Source organism: Clostridium sp. X (genome assembly GCF_055755365.1).
In genome coordinates this window covers 1,192,862-1,211,158 of record NZ_CM146912.1, presented here as the reverse complement: position 1 = coordinate 1,211,158, position 18,297 = coordinate 1,192,862, and the positions used below count along the sequence as shown (strand labels likewise).

General features: G+C 30.6%; 18 protein-coding genes. 6 read left to right on the top strand and 12 right to left on the bottom strand.

Going from position 1 to position 18,297, the window contains the following annotated elements; all coding sequences use genetic code 11:
• Positions 1 to 3: 3 nt before the first annotated feature.
• Positions 4 to 1,041 (bottom strand): N-acetyl-gamma-glutamyl-phosphate reductase, encoded by a 1,038-nt coding sequence (gene argC / locus ACX0KU_RS06190; RefSeq protein WP_472991997.1) that lies wholly within the window; start codon positions 1,039 to 1,041, stop codon positions 4 to 6.
• Positions 1,042 to 1,255: 214 nt separating this feature from the next.
• On the opposite strand from argC, the gene argB reads away from it, so the two are divergent.
• The 4 genes from argB (at position 1,256) to ACX0KU_RS06170 (ending at position 5,710) form a co-directional block, all read left to right on the top strand.
• The gene (gene argB, locus ACX0KU_RS06185; RefSeq protein ID WP_472991996.1) at positions 1,256 to 2,122 is read left to right on the top strand and encodes an acetylglutamate kinase; all 867 of its coding nucleotides are present in this window, start codon (positions 1,256 to 1,258) and stop codon (positions 2,120 to 2,122) included.
• Positions 2,104 to 3,273, top strand: a complete 1,170-nt coding sequence (locus ACX0KU_RS06180; RefSeq protein ID WP_472991995.1) for an aspartate aminotransferase family protein — start codon at positions 2,104 to 2,106, stop codon at positions 3,271 to 3,273. The genes argB and ACX0KU_RS06180 overlap by 19 nt, the downstream gene beginning before the upstream one ends.
• A gap of 286 nt (positions 3,274 to 3,559) precedes the next feature.
• The gene (locus ACX0KU_RS06175; RefSeq protein ID WP_472991994.1) at positions 3,560 to 4,558 is read left to right on the top strand and encodes a phosphodiester glycosidase family protein; all 999 of its coding nucleotides are present in this window, start codon (positions 3,560 to 3,562) and stop codon (positions 4,556 to 4,558) included.
• Positions 4,559 to 4,831: 273 nt separating this feature from the next.
• Positions 4,832 to 5,710 (top strand): lysostaphin resistance A-like protein, encoded by an 879-nt coding sequence (locus ACX0KU_RS06170; RefSeq protein ID WP_472991993.1) that lies wholly within the window; start codon positions 4,832 to 4,834, stop codon positions 5,708 to 5,710.
• A 58-nt stretch (positions 5,711 to 5,768) separates the two neighbouring features.
• Here ACX0KU_RS06170 and ACX0KU_RS06165 read toward each other — a convergent pair whose 3' ends face one another.
• Complete coding sequence (locus ACX0KU_RS06165) at positions 5,769 to 7,367, bottom strand: sensor histidine kinase (protein WP_472991992.1); 1,599 nt, start codon at positions 7,365 to 7,367, stop codon at positions 5,769 to 5,771.
• 338 nt (positions 7,368 to 7,705) lie between these two features.
• On the opposite strand from ACX0KU_RS06165, the gene ACX0KU_RS06160 reads away from it, so the two are divergent.
• Both ACX0KU_RS06160 and ACX0KU_RS06155 read left to right on the top strand, forming a co-directional pair.
• Positions 7,706 to 8,092 (top strand): DUF2500 domain-containing protein, encoded by a 387-nt coding sequence (locus ACX0KU_RS06160; RefSeq protein ID WP_472991991.1) that lies wholly within the window; start codon positions 7,706 to 7,708, stop codon positions 8,090 to 8,092.
• Positions 8,093 to 8,127: 35 nt separating this feature from the next.
• A complete protein-coding gene (locus tag ACX0KU_RS06155; RefSeq protein ID WP_472991990.1) occupies positions 8,128 to 8,925 on the top strand; it encodes a rhomboid family intramembrane serine protease in 798 nt (265 codons plus the stop codon).
• Positions 8,926 to 8,994: 69 nt separating this feature from the next.
• Here ACX0KU_RS06155 and ACX0KU_RS06150 read toward each other — a convergent pair whose 3' ends face one another.
• The 10 genes from ACX0KU_RS06150 to ACX0KU_RS06105 all read right to left on the bottom strand — a co-directional run bounded on the left by ACX0KU_RS06150 (position 8,995) and on the right by ACX0KU_RS06105 (position 18,239).
• Positions 8,995 to 9,600: a TerD family protein gene (locus ACX0KU_RS06150; RefSeq protein ID WP_472991989.1), complete on the bottom strand. Its 606-nt coding sequence runs from the start codon at positions 9,598 to 9,600 to the stop codon at positions 8,995 to 8,997.
• A gap of 42 nt (positions 9,601 to 9,642) precedes the next feature.
• Positions 9,643 to 10,221 carry a TerD family protein gene (locus tag ACX0KU_RS06145; RefSeq protein ID WP_472991988.1) on the bottom strand — a complete coding sequence of 193 codons (579 nt, stop codon included), beginning with the start codon at positions 10,219 to 10,221 and terminating at the stop codon, positions 9,643 to 9,645.
• A gap of 49 nt (positions 10,222 to 10,270) precedes the next feature.
• The gene (locus ACX0KU_RS06140) at positions 10,271 to 10,852 is read right to left on the bottom strand and encodes a TerD family protein (protein ID WP_472991987.1); all 582 of its coding nucleotides are present in this window, start codon (positions 10,850 to 10,852) and stop codon (positions 10,271 to 10,273) included.
• A gap of 122 nt (positions 10,853 to 10,974) precedes the next feature.
• Complete coding sequence (locus ACX0KU_RS06135; protein WP_472991986.1) at positions 10,975 to 11,775, bottom strand: HAD family hydrolase; 801 nt, start codon at positions 11,773 to 11,775, stop codon at positions 10,975 to 10,977.
• On the bottom strand, positions 11,772 to 12,887 hold the full coding sequence (locus ACX0KU_RS06130; RefSeq protein WP_472991985.1) for a cysteine protease StiP family protein: 1,116 nt from the start codon (positions 12,885 to 12,887) through the stop codon (positions 11,772 to 11,774). The genes ACX0KU_RS06135 and ACX0KU_RS06130 overlap by 4 nt, the downstream gene beginning before the upstream one ends.
• 4 nt (positions 12,888 to 12,891) lie before the next feature.
• Positions 12,892 to 14,355: a phosphoribosyltransferase family protein gene (locus ACX0KU_RS06125; protein ID WP_472991984.1), complete on the bottom strand. Its 1,464-nt coding sequence runs from the start codon at positions 14,353 to 14,355 to the stop codon at positions 12,892 to 12,894.
• A gap of 12 nt (positions 14,356 to 14,367) precedes the next feature.
• A complete protein-coding gene (locus ACX0KU_RS06120; protein ID WP_472991983.1) occupies positions 14,368 to 15,537 on the bottom strand; it encodes an HpcH/HpaI aldolase/citrate lyase family protein in 1,170 nt (389 codons plus the stop codon).
• A 122-nt stretch (positions 15,538 to 15,659) separates the two neighbouring features.
• Complete coding sequence (locus ACX0KU_RS06115; protein ID WP_472991982.1) at positions 15,660 to 16,805, bottom strand: glycerate kinase family protein; 1,146 nt, start codon at positions 16,803 to 16,805, stop codon at positions 15,660 to 15,662.
• A 184-nt stretch (positions 16,806 to 16,989) separates the two neighbouring features.
• The gene (locus tag ACX0KU_RS06110; protein ID WP_472991981.1) at positions 16,990 to 17,313 is read right to left on the bottom strand and encodes a HesB-like protein; all 324 of its coding nucleotides are present in this window, start codon (positions 17,311 to 17,313) and stop codon (positions 16,990 to 16,992) included.
• A gap of 71 nt (positions 17,314 to 17,384) precedes the next feature.
• Complete coding sequence (locus tag ACX0KU_RS06105; protein WP_472991979.1) at positions 17,385 to 18,239, bottom strand: hypothetical protein; 855 nt, start codon at positions 18,237 to 18,239, stop codon at positions 17,385 to 17,387.
• Positions 18,240 to 18,297: the final 58 nt, after the last annotated feature.

Genomic DNA, 18,297 nt, shown 5'->3' with positions numbered 1-18,297 from the left:
ATCTTATATTTGCATAGGTAAGATATTAATACCTTCCGTTTCTTCAAATCCAAACATTACATTCATATTCTGAACAGCTTGCCCTGCAGCACCCTTTATTAAGTTATCTATAGCTGAAACTACGATAACTCTTCCCGTTCTATTATCAACTCTTATTCCTATATGACATAAGTTACTTCCCTTAACATTTTTAGTTTCAGGTAACTCATCAATTACTTTTATAAAGTATTCCCCATTATAAAAGTTTCTATATATATCATAAATCTCATCTTGATTTAATTTCTTATTCAACTTTCCATAACAGGTAGATAAAATTCCTCTATTCATAGGAACTAAGTGCGGAGTAAATGTTAAAACTACTTCTTCTCCTGCTGCCTTTGATAACTCTTGCTCAATTTCCGGAGTATGTCTATGAGTACCTACTCCATAAGCCTTAATAGATTCATTACACTCTGCAAATAAAGACGGTATACTTAGTGCTCTTCCTGCTCCTGATACTCCTGATTTAGCATCTATTATTATAGAATCTACATCTATTAATTTTTCTTTTAACAATGGATATAAAGCTAGTATACTTGCCGTTGTGTAGCATCCTGGATTAGCTAGAAGCTTTGTATTTTTTACATCATCTCTATATATTTCTGTAAGACCATATACTGCCTCTTTTAATAATTCACTAGCATCATTATTTAGCCCATACCACTGGCTATATACTTCTGATGAGTTTAACCTAAAATCAGCTCCTAAATCTATAACCTTAACTCCAAGCTCTAGTGCCTTTCGTGTAACTTCAAAAGACTTACCATGAGGAAGGGCTATAAAGAGTACATCTATATCCTTTAGTCTATTTTCTGCTTCTTGTATGTTTATGCAAACTTCTTTCATAAAACCTAAATAATTATTATATATTTGCGAAAATTCAACATCTGCATAGCTATGAGAACATAAAAATTCTATTTGAACCTTCGGATGATTATGCAAAAACCATACAGTTTGCTGGCCAGCATATCCTGTAGCACCAATTATTCCTACTTTAATCATATTATCACCCCACTAATCTAATATAAGAAATTATACATAATACTCAATAATTATTCAACATATTTTATTTATATTTTTTTATATTATCTTAATTAAAACCGCAAGGCTCCATGTATATTTTAAATTATTTTACTATAAATTATATTGCATATTTATAAAATACATAGTATAATTATTCAGTAATAAAATTCTTTATAAAGGCTGGTGCAACATTATGGAGGAACAGAGTTATTTAAAAAACTTTAAAGGCAAAACATTTGTAATTAAATATGGTGGAAGCACTATGGAAAATAAGTCCGCTCAAAAATCATTTTTTGAAGATATACTACAAATGAGGCTTGCAGGCATAAATGTTGTTATAGTTCACGGTGGAGGTCCTGAAATATCTAAGTGGCTAAACAAGATAGGTCTAGAAAGCAAGTTTATAAATGGCCTTAGAGTAACTGATGAAGCTACTATAGAAATAGTAGAAATGGTTCTTTCCGGAAAAGTAAATAAAAATATTGCATCTTGTCTTAGTAATGAAGGTGTCAAAGCTGTAGGAATAAGTGGAAGTGATAATAAGCTTATAACTGCAAAGAAAAAATATCTTAATGTAGATAATAACGCAATTGACATAGGTTATGTAGGAGAAGTGGAGTTTATAAATAAAGATTTAATTTTAAATCTTCTGTCTGATGATTATGTTCCTGTAATCTCTCCTGTAGGTTGTGACTGTGAAGGAAATAAATATAATATTAATGCAGATTATGCAGCTTCCTTTATAAGTTCAGCTATACAAGCTGAGAAACTTATAATTCTTACAGATGTAGAAGGTGTGTATAAAGATATTAATGATAAATCTTCGTTAATAAACTCTATAACAGTAAAAGAAATAAAAGACTATATATCAACAAACATTATATGTGGTGGAATGATTCCTAAGATGGAATGTTGTATAGAAGCCTTAGAAAGTGGTACTAAAGATATTCATTTAATAGATGGAAGAGAAGACCACTGTTTAATTAAAAATATTTTTTCTAATTGTGGAACTAGAATTAGCTTGAGAGGTGAAGTTTTAAAATGTCAAGAAGCAATGTAATGAGTACTTATGGAAGATTTGATGTAACTTTTGAAAAAGGATTTGGATGTAAAATATATGATACAGATAATAATGAGTATGTAGACTTCGTTTCAGGGGTTGCTACTAACTGTCTTGGACATTCTCATCCAATCATAGTGAATGCCTTAAAGGAACAAAGTTCTAAATTAATGCACATATCAAACTATTATTGGAGTCCTGAGGCTATTAAACTAGCAGAAATTTTATGCAAAAATAGTGATCACGAGCAAGCATTCTTCTGTAACAGCGGAACCGAAGCTGTTGAAGCTGCTTTAAAGCTTTCAAGAAAATATGGAAGACTTACTGGCTCTCCTGATAAGCATAAAATAATATATATGAATAATTCTTTCCATGGAAGAAGTATGGGTTCACTTTCAGTTACAGGACAAGGTAAATATCAAGAAACCTTCGCTCCTCTTATAGGCGGAACTATAAGTATAGATTTTAATGATATAGATGCATTAAATAATGCCTTTGACGAGAATGTATGCGCAGTAATTTTAGAGCCTATCCAAGGTGAAGGTGGAATCATATCTGCTAATATTGATTTTCTAAAAGAAGCCAGAAAGCTTTGTGATAAATTTGATTCCTTATTAATATTTGATGAAATACAATGCGGTATGGGAAGAACAGGAAGCCTTTTTGCTTATAAAAAATTCAATGTAATTCCTGATATTGTATGCTTAGCTAAAGCCTTAGGTGGTGGCTTCCCTATCGGAGCTATTATCGCAAACTCTCGCTGCTCCACTTCTCTTGTACCTGGAGATCACGGAACTACTTATGGTGGAAATCCATTAGCATGTGCTGTTTCTTTTGCAGTTGTAAAAGAATTAACTGAGGGTGGAATAATAGATTCAGTAGATGAGAAAAGTAGCTATCTTGTTGATAAATTAAATTTGCTAAAATCTAAATATTCAATTATAGATGATATAAGAGGAATGGGTCTTCTCATTGGAATCAAAATAAACGTTGACCCTAAAACCTTTATAGCTGAATGCTTAAAAGAAGGGCTTTTAGTTATAAGTGCAGGAAAGGATATTATCCGCTTACTTCCTCCTTTAAATGTTACCCTTAAAGAAATAGACTCAGCTCTAAATATTTTTGAAAAAGTTTTATCTAAATTTCGCTAATTTCTTCTTTTTTTGATATTCCCTTGTGAAAAGCTTCCAAATTTATTTTGGAAGCTTTTCTTATCTTAATTTATTAATTATTTCTTAAATTATTCTTAAGTTCATCATATAATAAACAATATCATGATATAATATTAAATGTTATTGGCTATTTAGGTTTTTTAGTCGAATGATTATGTTTGTATAATCGTACATAAAATATATAATATATAAGTAGTACTATTTTTACTATTCCCTATTACATAAATTATATATCTTAAGTTAAGAATAAATAAAGGTGGTATATATGTTAAAGAAAGAGTCACGAAATAATAGTTTTCCAAAAAAGTTCTTTATAATATTTGAAATAGTTTTTTCTATTATTACAGCGCCATTTCTACTATACTACGGACCTTTTGAAAATGTTAAAGCTATGGTAGTTGGATCTGCAATGACCACTTCTACTCATCAGTGGATTGCAACCACATTTTTATCTATGAAACGTATAGATGAAATAATGAGTAAAAATAAGATAAATACAATTGTCCAAACTGATATAAATGAACTTAAAAAAGAAATTACTAATGGAACGAAAGATAATAACGAAGTCGAAAAGTATGTTATAAATGGTGATAAGTTCACAGGTTATTTACTTGTTATAAAAAATCCTACTAAAATTCGAGTTGGATATAGTGAAATGTTAGGTGAACGTGGAGAAACTACAAGTAGTATGGCTACAAGATATAATACTTTTGCAGCAATAAATGCTGGTGGTTTTGCAGCTAATGAAGATTTAGTAAATGACTCAGGTAACAAGTTAGGCAATCCTAGTGGAGTTCTTATATCTAATGGGAAAGTATTATATAACAGTCTAAAAATAAACGAGAAAATATGTATCGCAGGTATAACAAGGGATGGTGTTTTACTAGTAGGCGATTATGGAATGGAAGAAATGCTTAAACTTCAAGTAATGAATGCGGTATCTTTTGGTCCTTGCCTTATTGTAAATGGTGAAAAAACTATAACCTCCGGGGACGGTGGATGGGGTACTGCACCTAGAACAGCTATTGGACAGAGAAAAGATGGCAGTATATTATTCTTAGTTGTTGATGGCAAATACATAGGTAGACTTGCAGTAACCCTTAGAGAACTACAAGATATCCTCTATGAATATGGTGCATATAATGCTGTGAATTTAGACGGTGGTTCCTCCTCTACTATGTATTACAATGGTGATGTTATAAGTAATCCTTATAAATCTACTGGCGAGAGAGAAATTCAATCTATATTCTATGTAGAACCTTAATAATAATTTAATCAAAACTTTAAAAGAATACATATTGTAAAACCAGCTAATTAAATTAGCTGGTTTTACTTTTGTCCTGGCTTACAATAATTATATACTTTATGAACATGTTTTGGACATATATTCCTCATTACTTAAAACATACAGTATAATACATTATTTACTGTACTATTTTTGTCCTACTTTATAGTACAATAGTAGAGTATGAAATTTAACTCTTCCGAGGGGAGCAATATATAATGACAACAGTATAAAAATGCTAATCTATTATATATGTTAGTTATTATAGTTCTTTTAGTAGGTGAAATTTTCTTATATTTAGTTTTTCCTACTCTACCTATACATGTATCTACCGTAATTTTTCAATTTTTATTTATATTATTTCCGTCAATATTATATTTAGTTTTTTCAAAATCCTCTATTAAATCTTCCTTAAGACTTAATAAATTAACTAAAAAAAGTGCTCTTATTAGCTTACTTATAGCAATGTGCTCTATTCCACTAGTAGGAACTATAGGTAGCCTTTCTGAATTAGTATTTCATAACCATATTCAGGATAGTGTATCTAAATTTCCATCCATGCCTCTAGTGGCTTGGATTGCTATTTTAGCTCTAACTCCTACTATATGTGAAGAAATTTTTATGAGAGGCGTAGTTTTAAACGGATATAAAAGTATCAGCTTGAGAAAGGCTGCTTTAATGAATGGATTTCTTTTTGGAATGTTTCATATGAACTTAAATCAATTTGTTTATACTTTTGTATTAGGAATCATTCTAACTTATACTGTATCTATAACTAACTCCATATTTTCTTCTATGATAATTCATTTTACCTTTAATAGTCCTAGTGCAATTGGTACTTGGTTTGTGCAAAATTCTCCACAGCAAGCCCTTGAACCTATTAAATCTCTATCAGATTATGCTCCTGGTGAACTAGTTAACTTTTTGCTAACTAACTTTACCATAATGATTATATTTATTGGTTTATTAGTACTTCTGATTGACTCACTGAAGAAAAACAATAACTATTTGCCTAATATAGATACCTGTTCGGAAAAAGAAAAAGTTTTTACAGTACCTATTTATGTATCTATAATTATATTCCTACTAATTTCTATAGGTATCAGTTTCTTAACCAATACTCCAGTATAAAATTATAGTTAGATAAGACTATATGCTACACGTAATAAAACCTGCTAATATGCAGGTTTTATTTATATATATCTGAAAACTCAATATTTACTAACTCTATTTTACTCTCATTATCTCTTATTTCATGCTTAGATTTATATGATTCGATATTATTATCTACTATTTTTGCTGGCAGAGTTATTATAAATTCACTTCCTCTACCAAGAATGCTATTAACACAAATGCTCCCTTTATGAGCTTCTACAAGGTACTTAACTAAAGATAGTCCTATTCCACTTCCTTCAGCTCTTCTTGTAAAAAGGGAATCTACCTGCCTAAATCTATCGAATATGATATTAACTTTATCCTCAGGAATTCCATATCCTGTATCCTTAATTATTATATTAACACTGTCCCCTTCATCCTTAATAATTACATGTACAGCATCTCCTAGGTCAGTAAACTTAGCAGCATTTGAAAGTAAATTCAAAATAATTCTTTCCATTTTTTCTTCATCAAATGCTATAATCTTTTCTTCTATATCTGTATCAAAAACTAATGAAATACCTTTTGACTCAAGGTAAGGCACAGCGGACATTGAAATATTCTCTATTGTATCTACAATATTTTGATTTCTTAGTTCAGTTTTTATAAAACCTGCATCTATTCGTGTAATATCAATTAAATTATTTATAAGTTTAAGAAGCCTATAGCTATTCTGTTGCATAGCCCCAACATGTTTTTCATAGGTACTATAAAACCTTTCAGATTTAATATGCTTATCTCTATATACAGAATTCAATAGCTGTATGCTAGACAAAACAATATTAAGGGGAGTTCTAAGCTCATGAGATATATTTGAGAAAAATTCTGTTTTTATTCTATCGTATTCCAAGGTGTTTTCTAGTAACTTTTGTTTCTTTTCAAGAATTCTTTTTTGTTCAGTTATATCTTTTATATAACTAAGTCCAGCTATATTGCCTTTAAAATTTATAGGCATTGTGTATAGTTCTGCACATATAACTCTTCCATCACAACGTACAAGATTCATTTCCATAGGTTCTGGAATTTTTCCACACTTTATGGATGCTCTTCTCTGTTCTGCAATCTGCCAATAATCCTTGTGTATGATTGATGTCATCTCTTTTCCTATAAGTTCATCTTTAGAACTAGCCCCTAAAAATCTTGCTCCTGCATTATTAATATACGTAATAATATTATTCTCATATATAATCGCCCCAGTTGGTGCCATTTCAACTATCTTTCTACTTCTAGTATCTTCCTTTTCTTTCAAATCGCTTAAATTCAAGTTATATCCAATCATAAATACTGGATTTTCTCTTTCATCATAATGAATTTTTGCCTCACTAAAAATCCATTTGTATATGCCATTTTTGGACCTTACTCTATATTCTGCGCTAAATATATCTACAATTCTTTGCTTGCACTCCTGAATTTTCTTTTTTAAAATCTGAATATCTTCTGGATGGATGACAGATAGCCAAAAGTTTTTACTTTCTTTTACATCTTCTGGTCCATATCCTAAGAATCTATTCCAATATGGAGAGACATAAAATTCATTAGTACCAAATTTAAATTCCCATATATATTTCTCTATTAAATCTGCTAAAAGTACATTTCTGAGCTCTATATTCTGTATTATCCTATTTGAGTTCATCTTCCTCTAAGTCCTCCTAAACCCTATATCCATTAATATCTTATATTAACTTAATATGTCATATTATAATATAATAAACCATTTATGTAAAAATTTAAACAAGAATTGTTCAGATTTTACATATTAATTTTCTTTATTAATTGATTATTAATTGTATTTAGATTTCTTAATAGAAATAATAAGTTTTTCTAAAAATATAAAAAAACATATAGTAAAAAGTTACATCTAAACAAAAATTACATAGTAAATATTAGCATTTTAACTCTTCATATAGTAAAATAATAGTATAGAATTACCAATATAGTAATTCTTAGTAGATATAATAAGGAGGATGATTTATGATGGATCCCGGTTTCGGAGGAGGCTTTTTCCTTGGTATGCCCCTGTTCTTTATGATATTTTTCTTATTTATTATGGGGTTTATGATTTTTTCAATAGTTACGTCAGCTAAAAACTATCATAGAAATGCTACATCTCCAATTTTAACTGAACATTCAAAAGTTATAACAAAACGCACAGAAGTAAGTCATCATCACCACAATAATGATAATAATCATATGCATTCTTCTAGTACCTATTATTATGCAACTTTTGAAACTGATGCAGGTCAGAGAATGGAACTTACTCTAAGCGGAAAAGAATACGGCCTTTTAGCAGAAGGTGACATAGGTGAACTCATCTATCAAGGTGAATGGTTTAAACAATTCAAAAGAGATATATACTAATTACTTCTAATGAAAATACTAAAGGAGTGTTTACAATGAATTGGCTTGATAAACTGGAGAGAAAATTTGGAAGAGTAGCAATTCCGGGACTTATAAACTATATAGTATTACTTAATGCTGTAATATTTATCTTGATGCGCTTTTCTCCTGCTAGTGCTCATAATATTACAAATAAGTTTATCCTAGTACCTGAGTTAGTACTTAAAGGGCAAGTATGGAGACTTATAACCTATATCTTTATTCCTCCTACAAATAGCTTACTATGGATTATAATTGCCCTTTATTTTTACTACATGATAGGAAATGCACTTGAACAGGAATGGGGTAGCTTTAGATTTAACCTATATTATTTCATGGGTATGCTTGGAACTACTATTGCAGCCTTTGTGTCTGGAATACCTGTGTCAGCAACATATATAAATTTATCTCTATTTTTAGCTTTTGCTAGACTCTATCCAGATTTTGAAATACTAATATACTTTATAATTCCTGTAAAAATGAAATATATAGCATGGTTTAACTGGCTTTTTATAGGATATTCCATTGTGGTACTCCCAATACCCTATAAGTTAGCTCCTATTGCCTCTATAATTAACTACTTTATATTCTTTGGAAAAGATATTATAAATAGGACTAATACTTCAAGGAAATCTTATCATACAAGACAAAAATTTAAGGCTAGTATGCCTACTAAAGCGACTATTCATAAGTGTACTACTTGTGGAATAACTGAAAAAGATAATCCTGATATGGATTTTAGATACTGTTCTAAATGTAATGGTGACTATGAGTACTGTATGGATCACTTAAAATCTCATGACCATGTACAATAAACCACACAAACATGTCCCAGGGATAAAATTTATTCCCTGGGACATGTTTATAAAAAAATTCTCTTATACTTATTTATATCTGTTAATCATTTCTCCAAGACTTGTAGAAGTATCTCCTTCTCCTATAGCTGCAAATTTCCATTCGCTTCCGTTTCTATAAATTTCAGCTACAAACAATCCTGTTTTATTTGAATAATCATCAGTTAAATTAAATCTAAGCATCTCTTGTTTATTATCATTATTTATAATTCTTATGAAGGCATTTCTTATCATTCCAAAATGCTGTTTACGTTTTGCAGCGTCATAAATGTTTACCACAAAAACAAGTTTAGCTATATCTTGGGGAACTTTTGATAAGTCAATCATAACTTGCTCATCGTCACCATCGCCATCTCCAGTAAGATTATCTCCCATATGTTGAACACTTCCACTTTTATGTTTTAGATTAGCGAAATAAACTATATTCTCTTTTGATTTAAGCTTTTCATTTGTATCTATCAAGAATACTGATGCATCACAATCTATATTTGGAGCACTTGATCCAAATAAACTTCCAAGTAAACCCTTACCACCTTGAGCTACAGGGTCCCAACCTAAGCCTACCATTATTTTAGATAAACCAGCATTATCCTTTGTTAAGCTTACTCTTTGACCCTTTTGTAAATTAATAGCCATTATACTGTCCCCCTATGCTTTTATTATATCTGAAAATACATCTTATACATCTAATCCATAGTTTTTGCAAAGAGCCTCAAGTCCACCTTGGAATCCACTTCCTATAGCACTAAATTTCCACTCTCCGTTATGACGATATAATTCACAGAACACTAAAGCTGTTTCTATAGAGAAATCTTCAGATAAATCATACCTAAGTACTTCTTCTCCATTTTCCTTATTTACTACTCTTACAAATGCATTTGATATTTGACCAAAGTTTTGTCCCCTAGCTAATGCGTCATGAATTGTAACAGTAATAGCTATTTTAGCTATATTTTGAGGAACCTTAGGGAAATCTATTATGATAGTTTCATCATCCCCATCTCCTTCACCAGTTCTATTATCTCCTGTGTGCGTTACAGCTCCACTTGGATCTGTTAAATTATTATAAAATACAAACTCTGCATCATTATTTACTCTCCCATTATCTCCAACCAAAAAAGCGGATGCATCTAAGTCAAAATCATTTCCGCCATCATATCTTTTTGTATCCCAACCAAGTCCTATTATAACTTCTTTTAATCCAGGCACTTCTTTTGATAAGCTAATTTTTTGACCTTTAGATAAATTAATTCCCATATGTATTATCCCTCCATCTAACCTTAACAATTTAATAAGCCTTAAAATATTATCCTATATTTATTCCAAAGTTTCCACAAAGAGCTCCAAGTCCACCTTGAAAACCACTTCCTATAGCATTAAATTTCCACTCTGAACCATGGCGATACAATTCTGCTACAACTATTGCAGTTTCTATGCTGTAGTCTTCACTTAAATCATATCTAATTAATTCCTCGTTAGTATCTTCATTAACTATTCTTATAAAGGCATTCGAAACTTGGCCGAAGTTTTGTGATCTTGCTTGTGCATCATGAATAGTTACTGTAAAATCTATCTTTTCAATACTTGCTGGAATCTTATTTAGCTCAACTCTTATCTGCTCGTCATCTCCATCTCCAGCTCCAGTACGATTATCTCCAAGGTGAGTTACTGAGCTTGAAGGGTCTGTTAAATTATTATAGAATACAAAATCCGAATCAGAGTTTACTTTCCCATTACCTCCAAGCAAAAAAGCAGCAGTGTCTAAATCAAAATCATTTCCGCCATCGTACTTATTGGTGTCCCAACCAAGTCCCACTATTACTTTTGTTAATCCTGGATTTGTTTTTGTTAAATCTACCTTTTGACCTTTTGATAAACTAATTGCCATTTAAAATACCTTCCTTCTTTTTTAGTTTATGTTACTTTTTTATTTCCATTTTATCAATATATTACATAATTCCTTATATTATATATTATAGAGTTTACAAATTTAAAAATCAAATCCTGTAATTAAGCCAATTTTCTCACTATTTCCATTATTTCCTCTGATGCCCCGATTCCTTCACTAATTGTCATTTTAATATGATTCTTTTTAACTTTTTTATTATCAATTAAAAGCTTCAATTCTCCATGAGATGGACATATAGCATGGTCTGCATTAATTAATATAGGATAATCTAGATAAGAATCTCCTGCTGAAATAACTTTAGTTTTATTTTCTATATTTTTTATATATAAGACCGCATCCCACTTATTAACTGGTTCAGGAACAATATATAACTTTCTACCTTGAAGTGATACCTTCCAGTGATTATCTTCTGCCCATTTTCTAAACCCTTCTAACTCAGTAAGATTAATATCCGTTTGTTTTTCAAAATGGACACTATAAAATAAATTATCCCTCAAAATCATTTTATTAATCCATGAAATATGGGAAAAACTTTTCAAAAACTTCTCTTTAACAGTCTCATGTGGAGTTAAGCTATTTACTTTATTATTTATTATCTCTCTCCAATGTTCATCAACTTCGCCATTTTTTAGTATATTCCCTCCATTACTTGTAATAGCATAAGTTGGTTTTATATAATCTTCTATTATAAATATCCTTTTATATTGTTCTATAGTTCTTGTTGTTACAGGAATAAATAGCATCTTTTCTGAGATCCCTTTTAACCTCTCAAGCGCTCTTTTCCTCATGAAGCTAAGTTCTTTTCCATCATATCTTTCCACTAATATAATTTCATTATCAGTATCTTCTATTAACTTTCTTGAATAAATTAAAGTACGATCTAAGTCGGAGGCAAAAATCATTCTATATTCTCCTTCTTTTTGGATTTTATAAGTCCACAACAAGAGTAACTCATATCCTTATAAATTTCTACTGGAACCTGTTTGTCTCGTGCAAGCACTAATATATGTTTCAAGTCAGGATTGTTCTCATCACTCACTAATATCTTCCATGGAATACGTCTTAATAAAACTCTAGTTGTTTCTCCTATGCCTGGCTTAATGAGATTAATATTCTCTATATTATATTTTTCTTTTATTTCTTTAACCTCTTTAATTCCTTTATTATATATTTTACTATCTACCAACTCTAAGTAACTTTTATCTACTGCAACATTCGAAAAGCATTCTGTTATAGTCTCTATAAAACTGTTAGATAGATCCTTGTCTAACCATTCTTTATAAAACTTTGCTCCATGAAAATCATTTTTGCTAATAATATCATCTCTTAATACTGTTCTACTAACTAATCCAGAAACTGTAGAATTTAAGCATGCTGATGGGATCAGAAAGTCTTCTCGAGTACCATATAGTTCTACACAGCAGGCTGGATCTGCTATCACTGCTAATCTATCACTTATCCTTGTATCATACTCATAATTAAACTTTAAAATTGCTTCATTTAAGACACTGTTTATGGCTCCTTTACCTGTCCACCCATCTATAAATTGAATCTTTTCTGAGTTATGTTTGTTTATAATATATTTTAATGCATTTTCATCAATTCCTTTACCTCTTATAATTGAAATACTGTAGTGGGACACTTTAATATTGTATTTAAACTCCAAATATCTTTTTATCAATATTCCAATGGGTGTTCCTGCTCTAGCTAAGGAAACTATAACTACACTTTCCCCTTTTTCTTTATATATAAGTTCTGCTACAATTGCAGTTGCCTTAGCCACCCTTTCCTTTGTATCTATTAGAGTCTTATAGAATATATCCATATATTCTTCAGTAGGAAAATACTCAATAGGAAGCATCTCTGAGTAATGGCCACCATTCTGCACTCTGTCCTCTCTTTGTTCATTATCTTGTTCTTGTATTATATCTGATATATCTTTCAATAAGAACGTTACATCCTCCCTGGAGTAACTTCCTATAATATCAGGTTCTCTTATGTTTTTTAACTTCATTATACTACTCCTCTTCATCAGTTTTTAGAAAATAAAGAAAATTTATTTTATTTATTTCAACTGATTGAAATAAATCTATTAATTCTGTCTTGCTTTCTTTATCTATTTCTCTTTCAGTTATAAACAAAACTTCATTATAAATGCCTTTTTCTATATTATATATATAGTTAATCACCTTTTTATCAAAGGGATTTGTGAATATAGATGCACACTTTATTCCATACCCTTTTTCATCACTTGTGTATATAGGACTTCTAGTGGTTGATTGATATCTAGCTCCTTTAATTTTACTTCCTATTAGCATAGGTATATACATAAATTCCTCTGTTCCTAAGACAAGAGTCTTCTTACTAAATTCATTAATATTCGATAACATACTATCTATATAATTCTCTATCTCATGTAACTCATCCGCTTTAACTCCAAACCTTCCGCTTAATTCCAAGTATTCATAACTCTTTAACTCTCCGTTAGTAAGCGTTCTTGTGAACTTTCTAGTTTTCTCCCAAGGGAATAAATAGTTTCTTACTATAACTTCACTTTTATCTTGCGAATCAATATATATTCCAGAAGTCTTATACAATTCTCCTTTCATATAAAATTCTTCATATATGTTTTTTCTCTTTGGCATATCATGAAGATTTTGATATTGAAGTTCTATTTCTTTTATAGATGGACTGTCACAATAAGCTTCTCCGTCTAGTAATGAGATTTCATGAATCTTTATTCCCAGCTCCCTTTCTAACTCTGCATATTCCTTAATATGTTTTTCTCGTCTCCAATCTAGTATAGAAACTATTACATACTCTTTACCTGAGTACTTATTATTTATAGCATTTATAAGATTTAGTGCTGTTTTCCCTGTAGTTATCTCATCATCTACTAAAACAATTCTTTCATAATTGTTTAATATATCATCCCTAAGAAGGTAGCAAAAATGACTAGTTGCATGAGAATGTTCCTCTTCAAAATCAAAAACTGATATACACTCAATAAGCTCATCTCTAGTAGTGTGTATAAAAAAAATATTTTCTCCTTTAAATTGTGAAAACACACTATTTCCTAGGGCTGTAGCTGTCTCAGCAAAAGCTATAAACAAGGTATCTTTATCTAATGAAAGAATATTGTTATTGCAATACTCCATTGCTTCCTCTATGTAGTTATCGTCTTTTAATGCTGTAGCTACGAGCTGGAGTCTATAGTTATTCTCATTATCTTGTTCGTAGCTATGTCCCCTTGACTCTACTTTTCCCTTTATTAAAAAGCCTAGCAGTTTTCCAGTTAAAATTCCCCTCTTGGGATTTACTGGTATATGTTTTCCAAGTAACTTACTTACAAATAAAAATGCCCTTTTAATATTATTTCTTGCTGCCATTAAAAACAGCTCTTGAAGTTGAAAGTTAAACGGATTTTCTGATACTTCAACATCTACAGCTATATGTTCTAAAATAGTTACTCTATTTTTCATACTTTTCTCTCCTTAGAATAAATCAATGCAATTTAAGTCTTCGTTGAACACTCCATAAACCTGGGCTCTTTTTAGTACCTTATTAGCCCAATTTAAATGTGGATTTCCTTCGTTCATTTTATTGTTATATCTACTTTTATATGCTCCTCTTTTTTCGGTTTCTATAATAGATAATGCATCTTCGTATTCCTCTTTAGATACAACATACAAAGCATTAACAATAGAAATGTGACTTGGATGTATTATAGTCTTTCCTATAAGTCCATTAGCCTTGTCCAACACCACTTCTTTAATAAGACCATCAATGCATTTTTCTAAATAATACTCTCTTTTCTTAAGACCATTTTGTCCTAAATGTTCAACAAAGGGACTTTGTCTTAATTGAGGTTTTAATATTCTATTATCTGAATTACTACTAAAATACTCCCATACAGGTCCCGATATAATATACTCTTCTTCCGCTCTACCAAATATGTTTATTATATCTGAGATACAATCTCTAATTACTCCTATATCATATATACTATTATCCATTTGACGTCTTATGGAGTATAACCCTAGAAGATCTGTACCCCCAATTCTAACATTTAGTATACTTTCTTTATTAGAATCTAAAATTTGTTTTATTCTTATAAGTTCTTCAAGTCTTGTTTCTCTGTATGCTATTCCTTTTGTTTCTAAAATAGGCATAGCATATAATTGTGATGGACTCTCCTTATTAAATTCATCTAAGATTTTTAAATATTCCTCACCATTCTCTGAATTGAATTTAGGAAAACAAAAACCTGTTACATTAAAGAACAATTTCTTCTTTTTTGAAAAATTTTTTAACTGGCTTGTACTTCTAATACGAATAAAAATTAGAGGAATACTTTTTTCATCACATCTTTTTTCTTTTATAGCATCTCTTAAGGCTATCAATACTCTAACTAAATTATCCTCTGCTTCTTTAACTTTATCCTCTGGGATTGAGTCCTCCAAACAAAGTACAAGAGAGGTTAATCTTTTGTATTTATTATTTAAAATAATTTCAAGAATTTCTTCTTTAACGGCAGGAATATAAAGCGTTGCCCCTAAGGCAAAAGCCAAATGATCTTTTGATGTCTTTTTAGTTATCTCTACTGGTTCCTTATAAAAAATTCGATTTTTGTCCTTTGGCAATAAATCATTGAAAAACCTCATTTTACCCTCCAAGTTAACAAACTAAAAAAAGTCGATAATTTATCTTTATTTATATATTATCAGATAAATCAACGACTTAGTAATAGATTTTGTAATTGTTAATAAAAGTTTACATATTTTAACTAAAATATAGATTTCATTAATCTCATTATATTTTCAGAGGTTTTCTCTGTATTCTCGGCTCCCTTTTTTAAAGCTTCTTCCAATGAGGTTACACCCTGCATTATTCCAAAGATAGAATCTATTCCGTTACCATATAACACTTCTACATCTTCTCCAACTTTACCAGCTAATGCGATTACTGGTTTATTATATTTTTTTGCTATAGTAGCAACTCCCAGAGGAGTCTTTCCATATTGAGTTTGAAAGTCTATACTTCCTTCCCCTGTCCATACCATATCTGCCGCTTCAATCTTTTCCTCAAGACCAGTGTATTCTATTACCATTTCAATGCCTTTTTTCAATGTTCCGTTTAAGAATGCCATTAATCCTGCTCCTAGCCCTCCAGCTGCACCAGCTCCTGGCACGTTAATTATATCTTTTTTAAGCTGCTTTTTAATTATGTGTGCATAATGTGCTAAGTTACTATCAAGCTCCTTTACTATCTCTGGAGTAGCTCCTTTTTGAGGTCCAAATACTTTTGAAGCCCCTTTCTCTCCACAAAGAGGATTAGAAACATCACAAGCAACCTCTATAACAACATCATGTAATCTTTTATCAAAATTACTTAAATCAATATGGGCTAATTTCCCCAGCTCTCCTCCTCCGAAAGCCAGTTCATTCCCTTCATTATCTAACAATTTTCCGCCTAAAGCTTGAATAACCCCTACTCCCCCATCATTAGTTGCACTGCCTCCAATACCTATTAATATTTTCTTCACACCATGCTCTAGACAGTCTTTTATAAGTTCCCCAGTCCCATAAGTCGTTGTTATTAATGGATTTCTTTTCTCTGTAGGAACTAAATGAATTCCACTTGCACTAGCCATCTCTAATATAGCTGTTTCGTTATCTCCTAAAATACCATAACTAGCTTCTACCTTGTCCCCAAGAGGTCCAGTTACCATTAATGAATGTATACGCCCTCCAGTAGCATCAACTAAAGACTGTACAGTACCTTCTCCTCCGTCAGCCATTGGTACATGGACACAAGTAACTTCATCATTAACCTTTTTTATTCCTCTTTCCATAGCCATACATACTTCTTTTGCCGTCATACTTTCCTTAAACGAATCTGGAGCCAATACAATAACAATTTTCTTCTTCATATATAATCCTCCAAAGTTGAATATATCTTTATTTTAATTACAATTATATTATAATTACCCAATAATTAATAATTAAATTCTCTAAATAGGTAACTCTAAAATAAAACTATACAAAGTTAGCCTACAACAGTTTTTTTGTTGTAGGCTAATACATATACATTATGTCTTTCTTATACCGGAAAAACTAACAGCCTGAACAAGTACCACATCCACCTGCTGGTTCAATAGCTGGTTTTAGCATAAGTCCTTGCCCATCATTCTCATCACTAGATAATATTATAAATCCACCAAATTCATCTATTAATTCCTGATGCATTATAAACTTTAAATCCTTAACTTCTTCTACAACGTCTCCCTTTCCTTCTATTCCAATACCAATATTAAAAACAGGTCCACTGCATTGATTTCCAAGATATCTAATTCTTAACCCCTCATCAGTAACATTACTATCTTGTAGTAATTGTTTAAATTCTTTATAGCCTTCATCACTAATTGTAATATATTTCATTACAATACCCTCCTAACTAAATAATTTAATTATTTTTATTGTTTAAAAACAATAATAGCTTAAAATTCTCTTTAAAAACACCCCGAACAACTTGAACAGCTTGAACAAGAGCTTCCAATATTTAAAGATGTCATTCTTATCAAGAATTCATAATCATCAATGATATATTCCTTTTCACTATTATTGAATCTAACTTTATTATACAGGAATTCAATCTTCATGGGAATAATATCTATAACTGTTTCATCAATTTGACTGGGTTGTAATTTAGGTTTATACACTGTCTTAAATCCATTTTTATCTCTTATTTCAACTTCATTTAAAGAAGTTGTTAAAGCTTCTAATTTTCCATCTTGAGAAAATTTTATAGAATTTGAGTCAGCATGAATTCCAATTGCCTGCCTATCATAAGCTGTTATCTTGCCTATAGGTGTCTCTACTTCTATAGGCATATATGGTTCGAAAGATTCAAGTGTTCCATCAGAATAAAGTGAAAAGCCTATTCTAACGTCTACAGCTCCTATTGGTGACTCTATTGTTATTTTATCCTTTGGCCATAAAGTAATACTCTTAGGCTTCTCATTTTCAAAAAAATTAACTCCTATAACTTTTTGTTTAAACTTTGCAAAAGAAAAATCAAAACTAAATTCTTCTGCCAAAGAATACTCATCATCTTCACTCCAATAGCCAGTAAGTTTGCCATTCAAGGGAAATATTCGTTTAATATTTCCGTTTTTATAAAAAATGATGTACTCAGCCTTTAATCTTCCTAAAGAAGTTTCTATTTCAGTTTGTTTTTGAAGGGAAATACTCTTTAAATTTCCATCTTCATAAAAAGAAAGTGCTACTATATCTTTACGCCTTGGGTCATCATTCTCATATAGTGGTATCAAATCACCATATTTAGTTTTTATTATATCCTTCATACCCTTCCTCCTCTCATAGAAAATGTTTTTTAACATATTATCATGGCTTAAGAAAACA